The sequence below is a fragment of the Sphaerisporangium flaviroseum genome, assembly GCF_039537005.1.
Lineage (GTDB): Bacteria > Actinomycetota > Actinomycetes > Streptosporangiales > Streptosporangiaceae > Sphaerisporangium > Sphaerisporangium flaviroseum.
On the sequence record NZ_BAAAZR010000007.1, the window covers coordinates 58,679 to 77,524 of the forward strand.

The 18,846-nt window shown below is 70.0% G+C and carries 11 protein-coding genes and 1 pseudogene; 8 read left to right on the forward strand and 4 right to left on the reverse strand.

Annotation, left to right across the window (positions count from 1 at the left end):
* Nucleotides 1-39: 39 nt before the first annotated feature.
* Nucleotides 40-852: a DUF3027 domain-containing protein gene (locus ABD810_RS15640; protein WP_344939637.1), complete on the forward strand. Its 813-nt coding sequence runs from the start codon at nt 40-42 to the stop codon at nt 850-852.
* A 210-nt stretch (nt 853-1,062) separates the two neighbouring features.
* Nucleotides 1,063-4,089: a sacsin N-terminal ATP-binding-like domain-containing protein gene (locus ABD810_RS15645; protein ID WP_425566903.1), complete on the forward strand. Its 3,027-nt coding sequence runs from the start codon at nt 1,063-1,065 to the stop codon at nt 4,087-4,089.
* 130 nt (nt 4,090-4,219) lie between these two features.
* Here ABD810_RS15645 and ABD810_RS15650 read toward each other — a convergent pair whose 3' ends face one another.
* Nucleotides 4,220-4,504 (reverse strand): DUF2530 domain-containing protein, encoded by a 285-nt coding sequence (locus tag ABD810_RS15650; protein WP_344939642.1) that lies wholly within the window; start codon nt 4,502-4,504, stop codon nt 4,220-4,222.
* Between the two features lie 160 nt (nt 4,505-4,664).
* Between ABD810_RS15650 and ABD810_RS15655 the strand changes: the two genes are divergently transcribed.
* Nucleotides 4,665-6,131, forward strand: a complete 1,467-nt coding sequence (locus ABD810_RS15655) for an NCS2 family permease (protein ID WP_425566904.1) — start codon at nt 4,665-4,667, stop codon at nt 6,129-6,131.
* A 131-nt stretch (nt 6,132-6,262) separates the two neighbouring features.
* Here ABD810_RS15655 and ABD810_RS15660 read toward each other — a convergent pair whose 3' ends face one another.
* Entirely contained in the window at nt 6,263-6,931 is a 669-nt protein-coding gene (locus ABD810_RS15660) for a DUF305 domain-containing protein (protein ID WP_344939648.1), read from the reverse strand.
* A gap of 306 nt (nt 6,932-7,237) precedes the next feature.
* Here ABD810_RS15660 and ABD810_RS15665 point away from each other — a divergent pair, with 306 nt between their 5' ends.
* The 5 genes and pseudogenes from ABD810_RS15665 to ABD810_RS15685 all read left to right on the forward strand — a co-directional run bounded on the left by ABD810_RS15665 (nt 7,238) and on the right by ABD810_RS15685 (nt 16,871).
* Nucleotides 7,238-8,938: an LVIVD repeat-containing protein gene (locus tag ABD810_RS15665; RefSeq protein ID WP_344939650.1), complete on the forward strand. Its 1,701-nt coding sequence runs from the start codon at nt 7,238-7,240 to the stop codon at nt 8,936-8,938.
* Between the two features lie 836 nt (nt 8,939-9,774).
* A complete protein-coding gene (locus ABD810_RS15670) occupies nt 9,775-12,249 on the forward strand; it encodes an SCO7613 C-terminal domain-containing membrane protein (protein ID WP_344939652.1) in 2,475 nt (824 codons plus the stop codon).
* Nucleotides 12,250-12,942: 693 nt separating this feature from the next.
* Nucleotides 12,943-13,170, forward strand: a pseudogene (locus ABD810_RS41030) (FHA domain-containing protein); the annotation flags it as partial.
* Between the two features lie 213 nt (nt 13,171-13,383).
* A complete protein-coding gene (locus tag ABD810_RS15680) occupies nt 13,384-14,901 on the forward strand; it encodes an FAD-dependent monooxygenase family protein (protein ID WP_344939656.1) in 1,518 nt (505 codons plus the stop codon).
* A gap of 176 nt (nt 14,902-15,077) precedes the next feature.
* Nucleotides 15,078-16,871, forward strand: a complete 1,794-nt coding sequence (locus ABD810_RS15685) for a pectate lyase (protein WP_344939658.1) — start codon at nt 15,078-15,080, stop codon at nt 16,869-16,871.
* A gap of 74 nt (nt 16,872-16,945) precedes the next feature.
* Here ABD810_RS15685 and ABD810_RS15690 read toward each other — a convergent pair whose 3' ends face one another.
* Together ABD810_RS15690 and ABD810_RS15695 are read right to left on the reverse strand one after the other, a co-directional pair.
* Entirely contained in the window at nt 16,946-17,620 is a 675-nt protein-coding gene (locus ABD810_RS15690) for an HAD family hydrolase (RefSeq protein WP_344939660.1), read from the reverse strand.
* A 10-nt stretch (nt 17,621-17,630) separates the two neighbouring features.
* Entirely contained in the window at nt 17,631-18,698 is a 1,068-nt protein-coding gene (locus ABD810_RS15695; RefSeq protein ID WP_344939663.1) for an NAD(P)-dependent oxidoreductase, read from the reverse strand.
* Between the last annotated feature and the right edge of the window lie 148 nt (nt 18,699-18,846).

An 18,846-nucleotide genomic window follows, 5' to 3' on the forward strand; every position in this document is an offset into this window, starting at 1 on the left:
GACGTGATGTCCGCTCGTAGCATGGGTGAGAATTGACGTGTGAGCCGCACTCGTACCCGCACCTTTGCAGTCGACCAAGCCTGCGCCGCCGCTGTGGAGCCGGCCAGGGCCGCCGCTGAGGAGATCGCCCGCCCCGGCGAGGTGGGCGAGCATCTCGGCTTCGAGAGTGAGGCCGAGCGGGTCGTCACGCACTACTTCGCCTGCCTCGACCGCGCCTACCGCGGATGGCGCTGGGCCATCACCGTCAGCCGTGCCTCCCGGGCCCGCAACGTCACGGTGAGCGAGACCGTGCTCCTGCCGGGTGCGGGCGCGCTCCTGCCGCCGGCGTGGGTGCCGTGGAGTGAGCGGCTGCTTCCCGGAGACCTCGGCGTCGGCGACCTGCTGCCGACCTCCGACGACGACGACCGTCTTGCCCCCGGGTTCACCGAGACCGACGACGACTCCGACCGTCAGATGATCTTCGAGTACGGGCTCGGCCGGGCGCGGGTGCTCTCGGCGATCGGTCGCGACCGCGCGGTCCACCGCTGGCACGCGGGCGACTCAGGGCCGCACACCCCGCTCGCCCATGCCGCGCCCGCGCAGTGCTCCACCTGCGGCTTCTACTGGCCGCTCGCCGGGGCCCTGCGCCTGGGCTTCGGCGTCTGCGCCAACGAGTACGCCCCCGACGACGGCAAGGTCGTGGCCGCCGACCACGGCTGCGGCGCCCACTCGGAGGCGGCCGTCATCGCCCCGGCCGGCGTCGAGCAGCCGATGCCCATCCTCGACGACCTCGGCTACGACCTGATGGAAGAGGGCGCCCCGGCCGCCGGGTCCGTCGATGCGGAAGAGTCCGAGCCGCTCGGCCACTCCTGAGCCCGGCGTCCGGAGGCGGCGCGTCCGGCCACGGCTCGCCGGTGGCCGGCCCGGGTGCCGCCTGCGGCGGAGGCGCTCCAGTGGACCTTCAGGGCCGGGACGCTCCGGTCGAGCTGCCAAGGTCACGATATTTCCGGCTACGGGACGAGCCGGTCCACATCCACCACTTTTGGGACATAACTGGTGACTGACACCTTTGGCACCGAACGCATGCGCACGACCGTCCTCGCCGCATGGAAGGCCTCGCCCGCGAGGTTTCGCGAGGACGCCAACGCCGAAGAGGACTTCGCCCTCGGCGGGTACCGCGATCGCCTGATCGTCGAGCTGGCCCAGAACGCCGCCGACGCGGCCATGCGCACCGGTGTCCCCGGGCGGCTCCGGCTGACGCTGGAGAACGGCGTCCTGTGCGCCGCCAACACGGGCGCCGCGCTCGACGAGACCGGGGTCGAGGGCCTCGCCACGCTCCGCGTGTCCGGCAAGCGGGACGAGGCCGGCTCGATCGGCCGGTTCGGCGTCGGGTTCGCGGCCGTCGTCTCCGTCTGCGACGAGCCGCTGGTCGCCTCCCGCGCGACAGGAGCCGTGCGCTGGTCGCGGTCCGAGTCCGCCGCGCTCGTCGGCGCGGAGCCGGCGCTGGCCGCGGAGCTCGCCGTCCGCGGCGGGCACGTCCCGCTGCTGCGCCTGCCGTTCGAAGCCGGGCCGGTCGTGGTGCCTGAGGGGTTCGACACCGTCGTGCGCCTGCCGCTGCGTGACAAGGCCGCCGAGCAGGCCGTGCGCCAGATGCTCGAGGAGACCGGTCCCGCGCTCCCGCTCGCCATGCCGGCGCTCGGCACGATCGAGATCGAGATCGACGGCGACACCCGCACGGTCACGGCCGACGGCTGGCAGATCGTGGAGGAGTCCGGGCGGTTCACCGCCGAGCAGGTGGCCGAGTTGTTCGCCGACCGGCCCACCGAGGAGCGCAACCGGCCGCATTGGCTGGTCCGCTGGGCCGTGCCCGCCGACCACGGACGCCTGCCCAAGGACGTCGCCCCCGTCGTGCACGCGCCGACACCGAGCGACGAGCCCCTGGACCTGCCCGCGCTGCTCATCGCCACCTTCCCGCTGGCCACCGACCGGCGGCACGTGGCCCCGGGACCGCTGACCGACTACCTGGTCGATCGCGCCGCCGAGACCTACCTCCAGCTCCTCGCGTCGCTGCCGAGAACGCCCCGCCTGCTCGACCTCGTCCCGGGCCTGATGGGCAAGGGCGAACTGGACGCGGCCGTCCGGCGGGCCATCCTGCGCCGCCTTCCCGACACCCCGCTGCTGCCCGCGATCTCCCCGCCCGCCGACGCCCGCACGGGCGACGGGGGTTCGCCCGCCCCTCAGGACGCCGAAGGGCTGTTCGTGGTGCCGGGTCGTCAGGCGTCCGTGGTGGCGGGTCCCCCCGGGTTCCTCGACAAGATCGCTCACGTGGTTCCCGGGCTGCTGCCGGCAGGCTGGGAGTCGAGGCACCCCGCGCTGGCCACCCTCGGAATCAGGCGCGTCGAGCTGGCCGACGTGATCGACCTGCTGTCCGGCGAGGCGGTCGAGGACCGGACCCCCGCCTGGTGGCAGTCCTTGTACGACGTGGTGCCCGCCGACGACCGCGAGGCCCTTGGCGCCGTGCCCGTCCCGCTGGCCGACGGCCGCCTCGTACGCGGCCCGCGTGGCACGCTCGTGCTGAACGGCGGCTCCAGCCTCGATCCCTCGCTCCTCGGCCCGCTCGGGCTGCGCATCGTGCACCCGGAGGCGGCCCATCCCCTCCTGCTCCGGCTGGGCGCCGCCGAGGCGACCCCGAAGAGCGTCCTGGACGACCCGCTCACGCGCGCCACCGTCTCCGAGTCGCTCGACAGCGCCGACCCCGAGCCGGTGGCGCAAGCCGTGCTGGCGCTGGTCGACGCCGCGGGGCTGACCGCCGGAGAGGCTCCGTGGCTGTCGGCGCTGGCGCTGCGCGGCGCCGACGGAGAGCTGTACCCCGCCGGTGAGCTGCTGCTCGGCGACGGCTCCCTGGCCAAGCTGATCGACCAGGACGTGCCGTTCGGCGTCGCCGCTCCCGACCTCGTGGAGCGGTACGGCTCGCGGGTCCTGTCGGCGGCGGGCGTGCTCGACGGCTTCGCCGTGGTCAACGACGCGGACGTCCTGCTGGACCCCGACGAATGCGACCACGACCTGGACGCGGAAGACGAGTGGCTCGAAGCCGTGCTCGACGTGCTGCCGGAGGCGGACGTGCCTCCGGTGGCCCGGGAGTTCACCGCGATCCGCGATCTGGAGTACGTCGCGGACTGGCCGTCCGCGCTGGCCCTGCTCTCCCGGCCGCCGCTGCGCGCCGCGCTCCAGCCGCTCCGCGCGCTCGTGAACGGCGCGATCGCCGAGGCTCCCTCGTACACCTCGTGGTGGCTCTCGCACCACCCCGTGCTCGGCGGAAGGCGGCCCACCTCGCTGCGCCTTCCCGCGGGGGACCCCCTGCTGTACGGCCTGTACGGTGACGCGCCTGAGGGCGTGGACGGCACGGCCCTCGCGTTGATCGGCGTGCGGACGACGCTGGCCGATCTCCTCGCCTCCCACGGCGGGCCCGACGAGCTCCTGGAGCTGCTGGCGGATCCCTCGCTGGAGGTGGACCGGGCCCAGCTACGGGCGCTGTGGATCGCGCTGGCCGGGGTGGACCCCTCGCGCGTGGCGCCGCCCACGGCCGTACGAGCGGTGCTGAACGGCGAGATCGTCGTCGCCGACGCCGACGACGGCCATCCGATCGGCGGCAACGGCCACACCGGCGTCGAAGGGCTGGTCGCCACGGGCGGACCGGTCGTCGTCGAGGCGCCCGACCTGCTTCCGCTGGTGGCCTCCCGTCCCCTCGTGCTCGCGCCCTTCGACCTCGCAGAGGCCCTCTCCGAGCTCCTCGACCTGCCCGTCATCGGCGAGGAGGTCGCGGGGGAGGTCACCTCGTCCGGCGAGAAGCGACCGGTGCCCGTCCAGGTGCGCTCGCTGCTGCCCTCGGCGCCGCTGAGCTACGTCGAGCACGCCGAGCTCACGGTCGACGGTGTACGGGTGCCCTGGCGCTTCTTCGAGGGGGCCGTCCACGCGAGCGGGGTGGAAGGGCTGGCCCGCGGGCTGGCCTGGGCGGCCGGCCAGTGGGGCGACCGGCTGGCGGTCGCCGCACTCCTTCGTGACCCGGAGGCGGTTCCCTTGCTGCTGGCCGAGGCCGACCTCGACAGCTGAACGAGCTCGCGCGGCACGGGGTCACCGGCCCTGTGCCGCCCGGGTCGTCAGGCGTAAGGCCTGAGGAGCGGGTGACGGGGACCGGCCGAGGCCGCCGCGGAGCGGTCTTCAGCATGGCGCGGACGCGTCTTCAGGAAAGCGTGCGGCCGGGAACGGACTCGTCCTTCTCGTCGCCGACGCTCGACGGTTTGCCACCGTTGATGGACCGGTCACGGCGCCGGACGTACAAGCACCCGAAGAGCCCAAGGCCGATGCCGGCCACGCAGGTCCAGATCCACCACCGGTGGTCGGGTGAGGGACCCATGATGAGAAGCACGATCAGAGCGACGACCCACAGGCCCGTCCCCGCGAGAATGGTCGCGGTGTCGTTGGTCTCCAACGGGGCGGAGGGATCCGGGGGGCGCGGCTCGTTCACGCACTCCAGCCTAGGCGAGAACATCTGTCGCGTTGCTCGTCGGGTCGGGTAACCTCCTGCGGGATCCGAACCGTACACAAGTTGGTCTCATTCGGACCACAAGCACCTCAGGGGTCTTCCAGACTATGAAACCGCCTGTCACTCTGCCCGCGTGAGCGAGATAGCTGCCCCCCCGTCCCAGCCGACCGGTTTCCACGGCCGGCTCGACCGGTATTTCCACATCTCCGAGCGACAGTCGACGCTCAGCCGTGAGATCCGTGGCGGACTGGCCACGTTCTTCACGATGGCGTACATCGTCGTCCTCAACCCGCTGATCCTCGGCGGGGTCAAGGACGCGGACGGCCAGGTCCTCGGCGATGGAACCACCCCCAACTACGCCATGATCGCCGCGGCGACCGCGCTGACGGCGGGCATCCTGACGATCCTCATGGGCGTCGTGGCCAAGGTGCCCTTCGCCTTGGCGGCGGGCCTCGGCCTGAACGCCTTCGTCGCCTTCGGCATCGCCTCCAGCATGTCGTGGGAAGACGCGATGGGCCTGGTCGTGCTGGAGGGCATCGTCATCACGATTCTCGTGCTGACGGGCTTCCGGACGGCCGTGTTCCACGCCATTCCCAGCCAGTTGAAGACCGCGATCAGCGTGGGCATCGGCCTGTTCATCGCCTTGATCGGTTTCGTCGACTCCGGATTCGTCCGCAAGGCCGCCGGGACGCCCCTCGAGCTCGGCATCGGCGGCTCCCTGACGAGCTGGCCCATCTTCGTCTTCGTGATCGGCCTGCTGGTCACCGTGCTGCTGGTCGCCCGCAAGGTCAAGGGGGCGATCCTGCTCGGCATCGTCGGCACCACGATCCTGGCCATCATCGTCGAGGCGGTCGCCAAGGTGGGCGCGGCCAACGGCGGCAAGAACCCTCTGGGCTGGAGCCTGATCGTCCCCACGTTGCCGGAGAAGGTCGTCGGCGTGCCGGACTTCCCCGGCGTCCTCGGCCAGTTCAGCCTGTTCGGCTCGTTCAGCAAGGTCAGCGTCGTGCTGGCCGTGCTGTTCATCTTCACCCTGCTCATCACGGACTTCTTCGACACGATGGGCACGATCGTGGGCGTCGGGCGGCAGGCCGACCTGGTGGCCGACGACGGCGCGCTGCCCCGCACGCGGGAGATCCTGCTGGTCGACTCCATCGCCGCCGCGGCCGGCGGTGCCGCGTCCACCTCGTCGAACACCACCTACATCGAGTCGGCGGCCGGCGTCGGCGAGGGCGCCCGTACGGGCTTCGCCAGCGTGATCACCGGCGTTCTCTTCCTGCTGGCGGTCTTCCTGTCACCCCTGGTGGACATCGTCCCCTACGAGGCGGCGGCGCCCGCTCTCGTCGTGGTCGGCTTCCTGATGATGACCGCCATCCGGGACATCGACTTCAACGACTACGAAATAGCCATCCCCGCCTTCCTCACCATCGTCCTGATGCCCTTCACCTACTCGATCTCCAACGGAATCGGCGCCGGGTTCATCACCTACGTCCTGATCAAGGCGATCAAGGGCAAGACCCGCGAGGTGCACCCGCTGCTGTGGGTCGTGACCGCCCTCTTCGTGATCTACTTCCTCATCGGCCCGGTCAAGATCCTCCTCGGCCTGAGCTGACCCGACCGGCCGTTCCCGCGTCTCCCCACGCCGGAACGGCCGGCTGAAACGGTCCTCGCTGCGCTCGGGCTGTTCTTCTAAAGGGCCTTCGGCCCCGGCCTTGCCGTCTGGAAGGGTTGGCGGTCGTTGGTTCATCTGCCTAGTTGGGTGAGGAGTTTCTGCATCCGGTCGATCTCGATGCGCTGGTCAGAGTCGACATGGCCGGCGAATTGGTCGATTTCTGGTTCCTGGCCGCCCTTGTCGGCGTAGAGCTGTTCCACCATCTTCAGCGCACCCATGTGGTGCTTGATCATGTCCTGATAGAAGAGCCGGTCGAATTCCGAACCCTTGGCGTTCTCCAGTTCGGCCAGTTGTTCCTTGGTGAGCATTCCCGGCATGAGCTCGCCGTCATGGTTATCGTGGCCGGAGTCGACGCTGGGTACCTGCTGGAGCCGCGCCCGGAGCCAGCGCAGCATCAGGTCGATCTCATCCTGCTGCGAGATCTCGATGCGTTTGGCGAGCCGCGGAAGGTCCTTGCTCGCGCTGCGGCCGGCGACCAGGGCGGTCATCCGCAGCGCCTGGGAGTGGTGCCGGACCATGCCTTGCATGAACCGCACGTCGGCGTCGGTGTACTCGCGGCCGTCGGAGCGTGGCGGCTCGTAGGAGGGAAGCACCTTGCTGCTCTGTCCCGGCGGCCCCGGCTGGACGACGGTTGCTTTCGGACCTTCTGTCGCTTTCGGACCTTCGGCCGTACACGCGGTGAGCGCGGCGGCGATCAGCAGGGGCGGAAGGAGCTGCTGAAACGGTTTCGACGGCTTCATGGCTGCGTTCGCTTCCGACGTGCTGGGGGGACCGGGCAGAACCGGATGATCTGACAGCTATAGCACATTTACCGACATTCCATTAATGTCACACCAGCGCCGCGTAGATCTTTTGGGGTTCGGCTTGACAAGAGCCGCCCGAGGGTCGTCCGCGCGGTGTGTTGGCGTCCCGCCAGCAAGCGAGAAGAAGGAGGGGTGCGACCCATGCAGATTGCCCGTGTGGCACGTTGGGGACGTGCTCGGTTACGCAAACTCGGTGTGATCGCCGTGGGAACGGTCCTCTTGGGCCTCATTCCTACGACGGCGATGGCGGATGACGCCGATCCACGAATCGGGCTCGGCGCTGGATGGCTCGATGCCCAGCAGGCCGCCAGCGGGCTCGAGCTCCTGGCCCACCGGGATCGGCCGGAGGGCTTCTACCAGCCCGCCAACCCGGGCAACCTGTCGTACGCCAACTCCGACATGGCGTTCAGCGGCAACTACGCGTTCGTGGGCAACTTCAACGGATTCAACATCTACGACGTCTCCACGCCCTCGGCCCCGGTCTTGACCACGTCCGTCATATGCCCGGGCGGCCAGGGTGACATGTCCGTGTACGGCAACCTGCTGTTCATGTCGGTGGAGGAGACCCGAGGCCGGCTGGACTGCGGTACGCAGGGCGCCGGTGGCACGGTCAACCCCGACCGCTTCCGTGGCGTCCGGGTCTTCGATGTGAGCGACATCAGCAAGCCGGTCCAGGTGGCCGCGGTCCAGACCTGCCGCGGATCCCACACGCACACCCTCGTCACCAGCAAGGACGACCCGGACAACGCCTACGTCTACGTGTCGGGCACGGCCGGTGTCCGCTCTGGCGGCGAACTGACCGGCTGCGCGAACACGGCGGCGACCGACCCGAACACGTCCTTGTGGCGGATCGACATCATCCGGGTGCCGCTGGCCGCCCCGCAGAACGCCGCGATCGTGAACCAGCCGAGGCTGTTCGCCAACCAGGAGACCGGCGCGATCGACGGCCTGCAGAACGTCCCGCCCACCCCGCAGCACCCGTCCGGCTCCAACTGGTCGCCCCGGCCGGTCACCACCGCCTGCCACGACATCACCGCGTACTCCGAGATCGGCGTGGCCGCGGCGGCCTGTGCGGGTAACGGGCTCCTGCTGGACATCTCCGACCCGGCCAACCCCGTCCGGCTCGACGAGGTCTCGGACCCCAACTTCGCGTACTGGCACTCGGCCACGTTGAACAACGACGGTACGAAGGTCATCTTCACCGACGAGTGGGGCGGCGGCACCGGGGCGCGTTGCCGGACCACCGACGAGCCTTCGTGGGGCGCGAACGCGATCTACGACATCGTGGACGGCAAGCTCGAGTTCGCCAGCTACTACAAGCTCCCGGTCGCGCAGACGACGCAGGAGAACTGTGTGGCGCACAACGGCTCGCTCATTCCCGTACCCGGACGGGACATCATGGTCCAGGCCTGGTACCAGGGCGGCATCTCGGCGTTCGACTTCACCGACTCCGCCCACCCGCGCGAGCTGGCGTTCTTCGACCGCGGCCCGGTCAACGCGACCTCCATCGTCACCGGCGGCTTCTGGTCCGCCTACTACTACAACGGTCACATCTACGGCAGTGAGATCGCCCGCGGGTTCGACACGTTCGCGCTCACTCCGAGCGAGCACCTGGATCAGGCGGAGATCGGCGCCGCGGCGACGGTCGTCTTCGACAGGTTCAACGCGCAGGCCCAGCCCAAGCTGACGTGGCCGGCGAGCTTCGAGCTCGTGCGGGCCTACTACGCGCAGGCACTGCGCACCGGCACCCTGGAGGCACACACCGCCGCCAACGTGCGGAAGTTCGTCGACCGGGCGGAGCGGTTCAAGGACGGGCCTCAGGCGAAGGCCGCCGTGGCGCAGCTTCGGGCCGTCTCCCACCAACTGGACACGTCCATCAGCGCGCAGGCCACGTTGGCGAAGTCGCTCAACGACCTCGCCGACGCGCTCGACCGTACGGAGTAGCGGGTGAGAGGGGCGCCCTGTCCAGGGGCGTCCCTCGACCTCGTCGCCGAGATCAGTGATGGCAACGGGCCACCTCCGGCCGCCGGGGGTGGCCCGGCCTGTGCGGCGCCCGACTTCTCCACCGCTGCGGATCTCGTCGTACCTTGCGAGGTGATCAGGCGGGCACTCTCTGATGGGTGCTCAGGGGGAGCTGAGTAGGACGACTCATGCGGAGGATGTGCTGAAGGCGGCATTGTTCTCCTATGCGTGCAGATGTGAGGTGCCCGGACTGCGGTGCGGCGTTGACCGGAGACGGGTCCCCGGCGCCTGAGCCGGCAGGCAAGTGCCCGGTGTGTGCCCTGCCGCTACGGGGAGCCGTCGCGCAAGAGCTGTGGTGGGTGAACGATGCGCTCGCCGGGTTGCGGGTCGAGGAGACACGGCTGTTGAGCCGCCGGGAGGAGTTGCTGGGCATCCTGCGTGACGAGCGCGCGCGAGCGGCCGGAGATCCGACCGCCGGGGGGCCGATTCGGGAGCCGGCCCCCCGGGAACCGGCCGGCACGACGGCTCAGGGGCACGACGGCGCGGGCGCGGTGGGACCGTCCCCGGATGCGGCGGGCGGACGCGAGGGCGCGGGCGTTGGCGCTGGTGCCGGGGCCCGGCCGGGGGACGCAACGGCGTGGAGCGCTGGGGATGGGGCCCGGCCGGGGGAGGTCTCGGCGGGCGGGTTCAAGGGGGCCGGCGGTCGGCCGCGGGAGGTGTCGGCGGGCGGGCGCGAGGGTGCGGGCGGTCGGCCGGGGGATGCATCGGCGTGGAGCGCTAGTGCTGGGGCCCGGCCGGGGGAGGTCTCGGCGGGGGCTGTGCAGAATCTGCTGCTCATCCTCGGCGGGCTGCTGCTCACGGTGGCAGCGGTGGTGTTCACGGTCGTGAGCTGGGGGCGCATGGGCATCGGCGGGCGGGCGGCCGTGCTGGCGGGATTCACCGCGCTTGCCATGCTCGCGCCGGTGGTGCTGGTCCGGCGCAGGCTCACCGCGACGGCCGAGACCATGGCCGGGTTCGCCATCGCGCTGCTGCTGCTCGACGGTTACGCGGCCAGACGGGTGGGGTTCCTCGGGGTCGACGCCATCGAGGCGCTGGACTACACGGCGGGCGTGTGCGGGCTCGTCGCGCTGATCCTGGCGGCCTATGCCCAGGTCGTACCGCTTCGAGGCCCCGGGCCCGTCGCCGTGGTCCTGGCGCAGCCGGTTCTTCCGCTGCTGGCCGGCAACGCGTCGGCGACCTGGCTGGTGGCCATGCTGGTGGCCACGGCGGCGCTGGACGTCGCCCTGGTGCGGTACGGCCGGGCGGGGGTGCGGACGACGGCCGCTCTCTGCGGTAGCGCGGTCGCGATCCTCGCACTGCTGGGCGGCGGGTCGAACGCCCTCGGCACCGACTCCGCCGGGGAGGCGCTGGGCAGGTCGGCGCCGCTGGTCGCGCTCGTCCTGCTCGGCGCGTTCGTGGCATGGAGTCTGACCAGGTCCGGCAGGGAGGAGGGAGAGATCTGGGCCTCACTGGTCACCGTGGGAACCGTGCTGGCGCTGATCGCAGCCCTCGCCTCGGTGACGAAGCCGGCGCTGAGCCCGGAGTGGCGCCCCCTGGCCGTCCTGGTCCCGGCACTCGTGGTCGCGCTCGCCGCCACCTGGCTGCCCTGGCGCAGGGTACGGCTTGCGGGCATGGCCACCGGCGGGGTGCTGGCGCTGCTGACCGCGCTCACGTCCTTGCCCCGGCTCGCGGTCACCCTGATGGCACCGCTGGCATGGCTGGACACGCTCTGGATGGGCACGTGGGACGGCAGGCCGGGAACGTGGGACGGCGGGCCGGGCACGTGGGGCGGCGCGCCTTGGCCCGGCGAGGTGGCGTCACCGGTGGACGTGGTGGTGCTCGGCGCACTGGCGGCGGGCTTCCTGGTGGGGGCCGCGCGCGCTACTGGCGAGTGGCGGGTATGGACGATGCTGACCGGCGCGCCGGTGTCCGGAGCGCCGGTGTCCGTGACCGAGGTACCGGCGTCTGGGGCGCCGGTGTCCTCCGGGGTTCCGGTGTCCGGGTCCGGGACGCCGGTGTCTGGGGTACCGGTGTCTGGGGCGTCGGTGTCCTCCCGGGTTCCGGTGTTCGGGTCTGGGACGTTGGTATCCAGGGTGCCGGTGTTCGGGGCCTTGGTGTTTGGCGCGCTTATGGTCGCGGTCGCCCCTGTGGCGTGCGCGATGTCCTATCCGGCGGCGGTGGCGGTTCAGGTGGTGCTGGCGGCCGCGCTGACGGTGGCCGCCGCGCTGAGCCGGACGCCCTGGTGGGCAGGGGCCTGCGCGCTCGTCGCCGGTGCGGCCTTGGTGGAGGCGGCGGCGTACGCGTTCGGCAGCAAGCCGGCGACCCTGATCGCGCTGCCGATCCTGGCGGTGCCGGCCACCGCCGTGGCATTGGCGGGCAGGGTGATGGCCCTGCGGGTGTGGGGGCTGGGCGCGGCCGTGTTGCTCCTCGCACTGGACGCGGTAGCGATAGGGCTCGCGGTGGGCCTGCAGGTCAAGGTGGCGGCGAGCGTGGGGTTCGCGGTGGCAGGGGTGCTCCTGCTGGCCAGGTCGCTGTGGCCGGGCGAGGTGGGCCGGGCCGAAGGCGCAGGCCCACAGGAAGACCTAAGCCGTAAGGAAGACATGGCGGGGGAAGGCCTGGGTCGGGCGGAGGGCGTGGCGGGGGTAGGCCTGGGCCCGGAGGAAGGTGGGGGCGGAAAGGAGGGACTGGGCCTGGAGAAGGGCTTGGTCCGGCAGGAGGGCTTTGGCCTCGGGGAAGGCGTGAGCCCGGAATTGCTGAGATACGTAGGCACCGCTCTGCTGCTGGTGGCCTCGTGGTTGCGGCTGTGGGCGGGCGAGGTCACCCTCGTGGAGGCCTACACGGTGCCCTGCTCGCTGGTCCTGCTGGGATTCGGCTGGTGGCGGCGGCGGAGCTCCCACGTTTCCTCGTGGGCGGCCTACGGTGCGGGGCTCTCCTCGACGATGGCGCCCAGCCTGTTGGTGGTCTACGCGGACACCGAATGGCGACGGTCGCTGCTGCTCGGCGTGGTGGCACTGGCGGTGCTGCTCGCCGGAGCGCGGTCCCGGCTCCAGGCGCCCACGGTGATCGGAGGTATCGTGCTCGCCGGGGTCGTAGTGCGGGAACTCGCCCCGTACGTGTCGGAGATGCTGGTCGCGGTGCCGCGTTGGGTGCCGATCGCGGTGGGCGGGCTCCTCCTCGTGGTGGTCGGGGCGACGTACGAGGCGCGCACGCGGGACCTGCGGCGGTTGCGGGACACCCTGGCAAAGATGGTGTGATCTCCCACCTGTGGACGGGGATCCCGACGGGTTGCCGCTCCGGGCGCCGACACGTGTCGAACACGGGGCCTCTGAAGCGCCTGGGTTCACGAGAAACACCAAGCCTCGATGCCTGCCCTGGGACCCGGCGAGGCCGGGGGGTTGCGCACCCTCGGGCCTGGGTTGGTTCACGGAGAACACCAAGCCTCGATGCCTGCCCCGGGACCCGGCGAGGCCGGGGGTTGCGCACCCTCGGGCCTGGGCTGGTTCACGGGGAACACCAAGCTTTCATGCCTGCCCCTGGAAGTGGCGAGGCTCAGGTTGCGCACACCTTGACGGGAAACGGCAAGCCGTTGGGTTTGGCGGGTCCCTGGGTCGCGTAGCTCCGGGGGCCGGTTGAGGAGGGACACCTGGCCTGGTTTCCGGCCGTTAGGTCTGGCGGGGCTCCTGGGTCGCGCGCCCCCGGGACTGGGCTGTTGGCGGAGGCGCCGATTCTTGTTTCCGGCCCCTGGGGGTGCGGTAAGCGGTTTGGACAGGTGTGGACCATTTTCTGGGGGCGTCGGGCGTGGCACGATAGGCGATCGCGAGGAGGGGTTCCGACGCAATGACGATCTCGTGGTGAACCTCATCGAGCGGCACAGGCTATAGCGCACAGCGCCTCCGGACGACGATCGATCGCATCAGTTCTGTGACCTGCGGAAAGGGCTGCGACCCATGCCACCTGCGATTGTCGGGCGTGAAGGTCCGCTTACCGAACAACGGTTCCCCATCGGTGACGCCCCGATCACCTTCGGCCGCAGAAGCGACTGCACTGTGGTGATCGCCAGTCGCAGAGCCTCGCGCCTTCACGCGGAGGTGCTTCGCGAGGCCGGCGGCTACGTTCTGCACGACCGGGAAAGCCGCAACGGGACGCTGGTCAATGGCGACCGCGTGACCTCGTACGTGCTCCAGCCAGGAGATCTGATCACGATCGGCGATGAGACCTTCTGTTTCGAGGCGGCCGGTGAGATGGAAACGATCATGGATGCCCTCGTGCTCCAGTCGTTCATCAAATCCGCCGCGGAACCGGGACCGGTCCTGCGGGTCACGATCTCCGGCGGGGGTCCTGTCGGGCTGAGCCTCGCCTTGCTCCTCGAACACCTCATGGGTCAGCGAGTGACCATCACGTTGTACGACGGCCGCTGGACCCAGGACGGGTCACGGGTCGTATGGAAGAACGAGGCGCAAGGAAACGTCCGGCGGCAGCAGGTGGTGACGATCCAGAGCCGCCAGTATTTGAACCTGCCAGAAGAGGTCCAGGAGCGGCTGTTCAGCGCCGGTTCCTACTCCGAGATGTGGCCGACCGGCCCCGACTCGATCCGCGGCTTCAGCCCGAGGAATGTCAGGATCGCTTATGTCGAGGACAGGCTGCTCGAAATAGCGAACGAGAAACCCGACCGCATCCGGCTCATTCCGACCGGCTTCGACCCGGTCAAGCACCATGAGACCGTGGTCAAGGACCACGTGCTCGCCATCTGCGAGGGGGGACGCTCCCGAACGCGGGAGCACTTCACCGACAAGTTCGGCAACGCCGACAAGTCGATCTACTCACTGGATGGCCGGCACATACAAGATGTCGTGCTGGGCCTGCGGGTGAAATCCGATCTGTCGGATCCCATGACCATCTTGCTGACCGTGGCCCAGAATCGTTTCCTCCTGAACGCCCTGCGCGGTGAAGGCTTTCTCAACATGCGCCTCACCGACGCCGAGGCCGAGGAGGTCATCGGGATCGACCCCATCAGGCACGTGTTCGAGGAATGCATCGCCTCCCGCCCATGCCTGATGGCCAGGACCGACCACGGCGAGTTCCACTGCTCGACCCATGGCACGCTGTTCCTGCCCGCCTTGATCAGGAGTTCGGCGTTATGGAGACGGGTGATGGAAGGACTGGTGCTCTTCGGTGTCAAGGAGGAGAACCTGAGCGCCGTCACCGCCTTTCGGCTCGACATGGTGCAGCGGCCGCGATTCACCGCCCAATTGTTCTCCGCGACCTCGGCCACCCCGGGAACCTACGGGTTCCTGCTCGGGGACGCCGCCAATGCGATCCATTTCTGGCCGGGGCGTGGGCTCAACAGTGGATTGGCGTCGGTCATCTCGCTGGCGCGGTCTCTCAACCGCGGCTGGCGCGGGAGACCATTCCGTGACGCCGACTTCATCCGCCACGAAGCGGCGATGTCGATGCTGCAGTACCGGCACAAGAGCCGCGCCTGGAAAGCGATGGTCACCACCGACGAGCAGGGGGTCACCTGTGCGATCAAAGACAAGATCGTCCAGGGCATCGAGGAAGGGCGTGAGGGTTCGGACAGAGATGCGGACATCAACGCGCTGATGGAGATACTGCTGCAGATCCGGAGCCGCCTGGCGCCGCGTATTCCGGGCATGCCCGATGACACGACCCTGCTCGACCATCTGCGCGAACTGAAGAGCGAGACGTTGCGCACCCTGCTGGTGAGCGGGCCATGGGATACGTTGGTCGTCGGTGGCGAGGAGGTCGATCTCGATATCTTCGACCGGCAGGACCCACCAGAGGCACCCGCGCTGGAAACGCCCCGAGTCGCTAAGCAGGTCGAAGAACGACACGAACACACCAAGTTGGTCGCCAGGAAATCGAGCGACTCGATACTGCCTGGATGACACCGGCAAGGCTTCATAGGGCAACAAGCGCACCTTTGGCCGGGCGCCATGGCCATGGTCCGGCAGCGGCGGACCGTTCCCTTAAACGGACTCTGACTAGATGAGTGGAATTCGTCGATAATGTGCCGTTAGGACGACGCGGGTAAACGCCCAACTCGATGGAGGCACTCCCCCCGATGAAGATGCCCTTGAGTCGCCGCAGGTTCGCCCAGCTCTCAGCCACCTCCGTCCTCGCGTCGCTGGCGGGGGTGCGGCCAGCATCGGCCGAGGCGGCTGCCGCGCCCCTACTCCACTCCGATGTCGCGGCGGTCGACGCCATGAGACGGGCCGCCGTGTTCATGGACCGCCACCTCTCCTACCGAGGTGGCTATGTCTGGAACTACCTCCCGGACTTGTCGGTCACGTGGGGAGAGATGGCGGCCAAGCGGACCATGTGCTGGGTGCAGCCGCCGGGCACCCCCTCGGTCGGTCACAGCATGCTCGACGCCTATCACGCCACGGGTGACGAGGCGTTCTACCGGGCCGCGGAGCGGACCGCCCTCGCGCTCGTCCACGCCCAACTGCCCGGCGGCGGGTGGAACTACATCCACGACTTCGCCGGCGAGGCCTCTCTGCGGCAGTGGTACGACACCATCGGGGCCAACGGATGGCGCCTGGAGGAGTTCCAGCACTACTACGGCAACGCCACGTTCGACGACGGGGGCACCGCGTCCGCGGCGCAACTGATCCTCCGCGTCTACCTGGAACGCCGGAACCTGCGGCTGAAGGCGGCGCTGGACCGGGCGATCCGGTTCGTGTTGAGGGCACAGTTCTCCGGCGGGGTGGCCGACGGCGGCTGGCCGCAGCGTTTCCCCGCCTTCCACGGCTCGGTCAGGCGGATGCCCTGGCCGGACGTGCTGCCGTCGTGGCTGCCGGCCGACGTCCAGCACGGCATGGAGGACGGCGAGTACACCCAGCACCTCACGTTCAACGACGACGTGCTCGGGGAGAACATCAAGTTTCTGCTCATGTGCGTCACGACGCTGGGGCGGCGCGACCTGGTCCGCCCGGTCGTCCGCGCCTTCGAGTGCCTGCGCCGCCTGCAGCAGCCGGGACCCCAGGCCGGCTGGGGTCTGCAGCACCTGGCGAGGAGCGTCAACGGCCGGCCGGCGGGAGCACCGGCCGGCGCCCGGTCGTACGAACCGCGTGCGCTGGCCACGCACACCACGCAGACCAACGTGCGCCAGCTGTTCCACTACTTCCGGCTGACGGGTGACCGCGCCTACCTGCAACGGGTGCCGGAGGCGATCGCCTGGCTGGAGAGCTGCCCGCTCACCGGCGAACAGATCGAGGAGAACCCGCTGCTGGCCGGGCGCACCCATCCGACCTTCGTCGAGCTGGGCACGAACCGCGCACGTTTCGTGCACCGCTTCGGGTCCAACGTCCGCAACGGCGCCTACTACTTCGACCATGATCACACGGCCACGCTGAGCCACTACTCGGCGGGACGCGCCATCGACCTCGCGGGGCTGAAGGCCACCTACGCGGAGTTGAGCGCGATGACGCCCACCGACATAGCGGACATGCGGGCCAGGTCGCCCCTGAGCAAGGGCGCACCCATCCCTCTGCCGCGCTTCTTCTCCATCCGGGACCTGGAGCCGACCGACCTGTTCCGCGAGGCGCCGCTGCAGCTGCCAGCGGTGACCGACGCCGAGGCGACAGCCCTGGTGGCCGGCCTCGGCACCAAGGACCACTGGCTCACACCGGTCGACTCGATCACCAACCCCTACCGAGGACCCGGCCCGGCGACGCCCTACGACGGCAAGGCGTACATGAGCAAGCACGTCGGTGACATCTTCGACACCTCTCCCTACGACCCGCGCACCCCTCCCGGGGAACCGCCGTACGAGCCACGCGAACGTCCCCTGGTCATCGGCTCGGCCACCTTCATCGCCAACATGGCCAAGCTCATCGCCTACGTGGCCCGGTGACCGGACACCGGCCCGTCACACCCCGGCGGAGCAGGTGGTTCCGCGGGCGTGGGTGTTTCGCCGGGCGTCGTGGTCTAGCCGGGCGGGACGAGGTGGAAGGAGAGGCCCGCCTCGACGGCGGTGAGATCGTTCATCGTGTGGTGCACCGCCACGGTGCGGGCGCCGAGTCGCGCGGCCAGGGCGAGATAGACGGGATGGTCCTCGATCACGAGGGTGGAGTGCGGGTCGTCGGTCAGCAGGGCGCGCAGGCGTTCGTCCTTCGGCCGGCCCGCGGACTGCGGGGAGTCCCAGCCGAGCACCCTGTCGAACAGGTCGCCGATCCCCCAGTGCGCGAGCAGCGCGCCGATGTCGCGCTCGTTGCCCGAGCTGACGATCGTGTTGGGGATGCCCCGCCGCTTGGCCGCCTCGCCGAGCGGTCGCACGAACCACGATGGTTCGAGGACGAGGGATTCCTTCCCGTAGATGGCGTGGCGTGCGTTCATAAGGTCGGCCACCGGGTGCTTCAGCCCGTACTGCCGGCGTAGCCCGGACCAGATCTCCGGCTCGGGCCTGCCGATGTAGGGCATGAAGAACTCGGTGGCCGGCAGCTTCCCGAGGTCCCTCAGGGTGCGCTCGTAGGAGTCGCGGTGAACCGGCTCCGTGTCGGCGATCACTCCGTCGAAGTCCCAGATGATCTGGCGTACCGATTCCAGCAGGTCCCTCACCAGGGGCTGCGCCTCGTTCCAGCCGGTCAGTCGCTCGCTAGGCATAGGGTTCCCGTCAGCTCACCGGACGATTGCGATAGCGGCCGACGAGTTCGCGTGCCGCCACCTGCATCCTGACCGGCGGCAGGCCGCGGGCGAGCAGGGTGAGGTCGTCCAGGACCATCTCGCCGACCTCGAAGAACGCCGCTGGAATGCCACCGGCCCGGTGCGCGGACAAGACTATGCCCTCCAGCTTCCTGGCTGGATGGCCGGCCGGGACGGGCTCGTCCGGCCACACGTCGACACCGGCGAGGAACCGGCCCTCGGCGATCCCGGCCAGCAGCGCGTCGTAGTCGACGACCGGCGCCCGGCTGACCACGACGAGCCGGGCCCCCGGCGGCACGGACGCCAGACGCTCGGCGTTCAGCAGGTTGCGGCTCTCGTCGGTCACCGTGGCGAGGACGAACAGGAACGTGCTCCTGGCGAGGACCTCCTCCAGCGTCGCCGGGATGACGTCGTGCTGACGCAGCACGCTGGGCGGTAGCCATGGATCGTAGACCCGGATGGTGGGCGCGAACCCCGTCAGCACGGTGCGCAGCGCGCGGCCGAGGTTGCCGAAGCCGACGAGACCGACATCGGCGTGCCGGAGCAGGATGGCGTCGGAGTTGCCGTCGGCGACGTAGCGCTCCCGCCCGTTCCGGAAGGCCCGGTCTTCCCTGCTGATCCCGCGGGCCAGATCGAGCGCCAGGCCCAGGGAGTGCTCGGCGACCGCCTGGGCGTAGGCCGGGCCACAGCCCAGGACGTAGACGCCACGCTCGTAACAGGCCTCGTAGTCGACATTGGGGTAGAAGTTGCCCTCCACGTTGAGCAGTGCCCGCAGCCTGGGGGCGCGGGCCAGCCGCTCACGAGGGAGGTCGGGCTGGCCGACGATCGCGAAGGCCTCGGGGAGCGCCTGGTCGAGTGCGTGCGGGGAGTCGTCGCCTTCCAGGTCCACCACGGTGAAGCGCTCGTGCAGGGCGGTGAGCGCCGCGTCGGTGAAGATCCGGCCGGCGGGGTGGGGCGCGCACCTGAGGATGACGACGGGCTTGCGCCGGTCACCTTCCGTGGACGCGGCCCCGGTCGGGTCGATGTCGGCCTCGCGCATGGATGAGTTCCCGATCTCTCGGCGGTCGGTGCCGGACGGGCGCGGAGGTACTCGGGCACCGGCCGGCTGTCGCTGTGGTGCCCATGGTTCCGTGCTTCCGGCGCCGGTGGCCAGGGCACGCTCGCGCGTCAACGCACGGGCGCGCCAC

Coding starts and splice junctions, on each gene's coding strand:
- ABD810_RS15665 (WP_344939650.1), top strand. CDS start 7,238: ATGGCGGATGACGCCGATCCACGAATCGGGCTCGGCGCTGGATGGCTC.
- ABD810_RS15695 (WP_344939663.1), bottom strand. CDS start 18,698: ATGCGCGAGGCCGACATCGACCCGACCGGGGCCGCGTCCACGGAAGGT.
- ABD810_RS15685 (WP_344939658.1), top strand. CDS start 15,078: ATGAAGATGCCCTTGAGTCGCCGCAGGTTCGCCCAGCTCTCAGCCACC.
- ABD810_RS15690 (WP_344939660.1), bottom strand. CDS start 17,620: ATGCCTAGCGAGCGACTGACCGGCTGGAACGAGGCGCAGCCCCTGGTG.
- ABD810_RS15660 (WP_344939648.1), bottom strand. CDS start 6,931: ATGAAGCCGTCGAAACCGTTTCAGCAGCTCCTTCCGCCCCTGCTGATC.
- ABD810_RS15645 (WP_425566903.1), top strand. CDS start 1,063: ATGCGCACGACCGTCCTCGCCGCATGGAAGGCCTCGCCCGCGAGGTTT.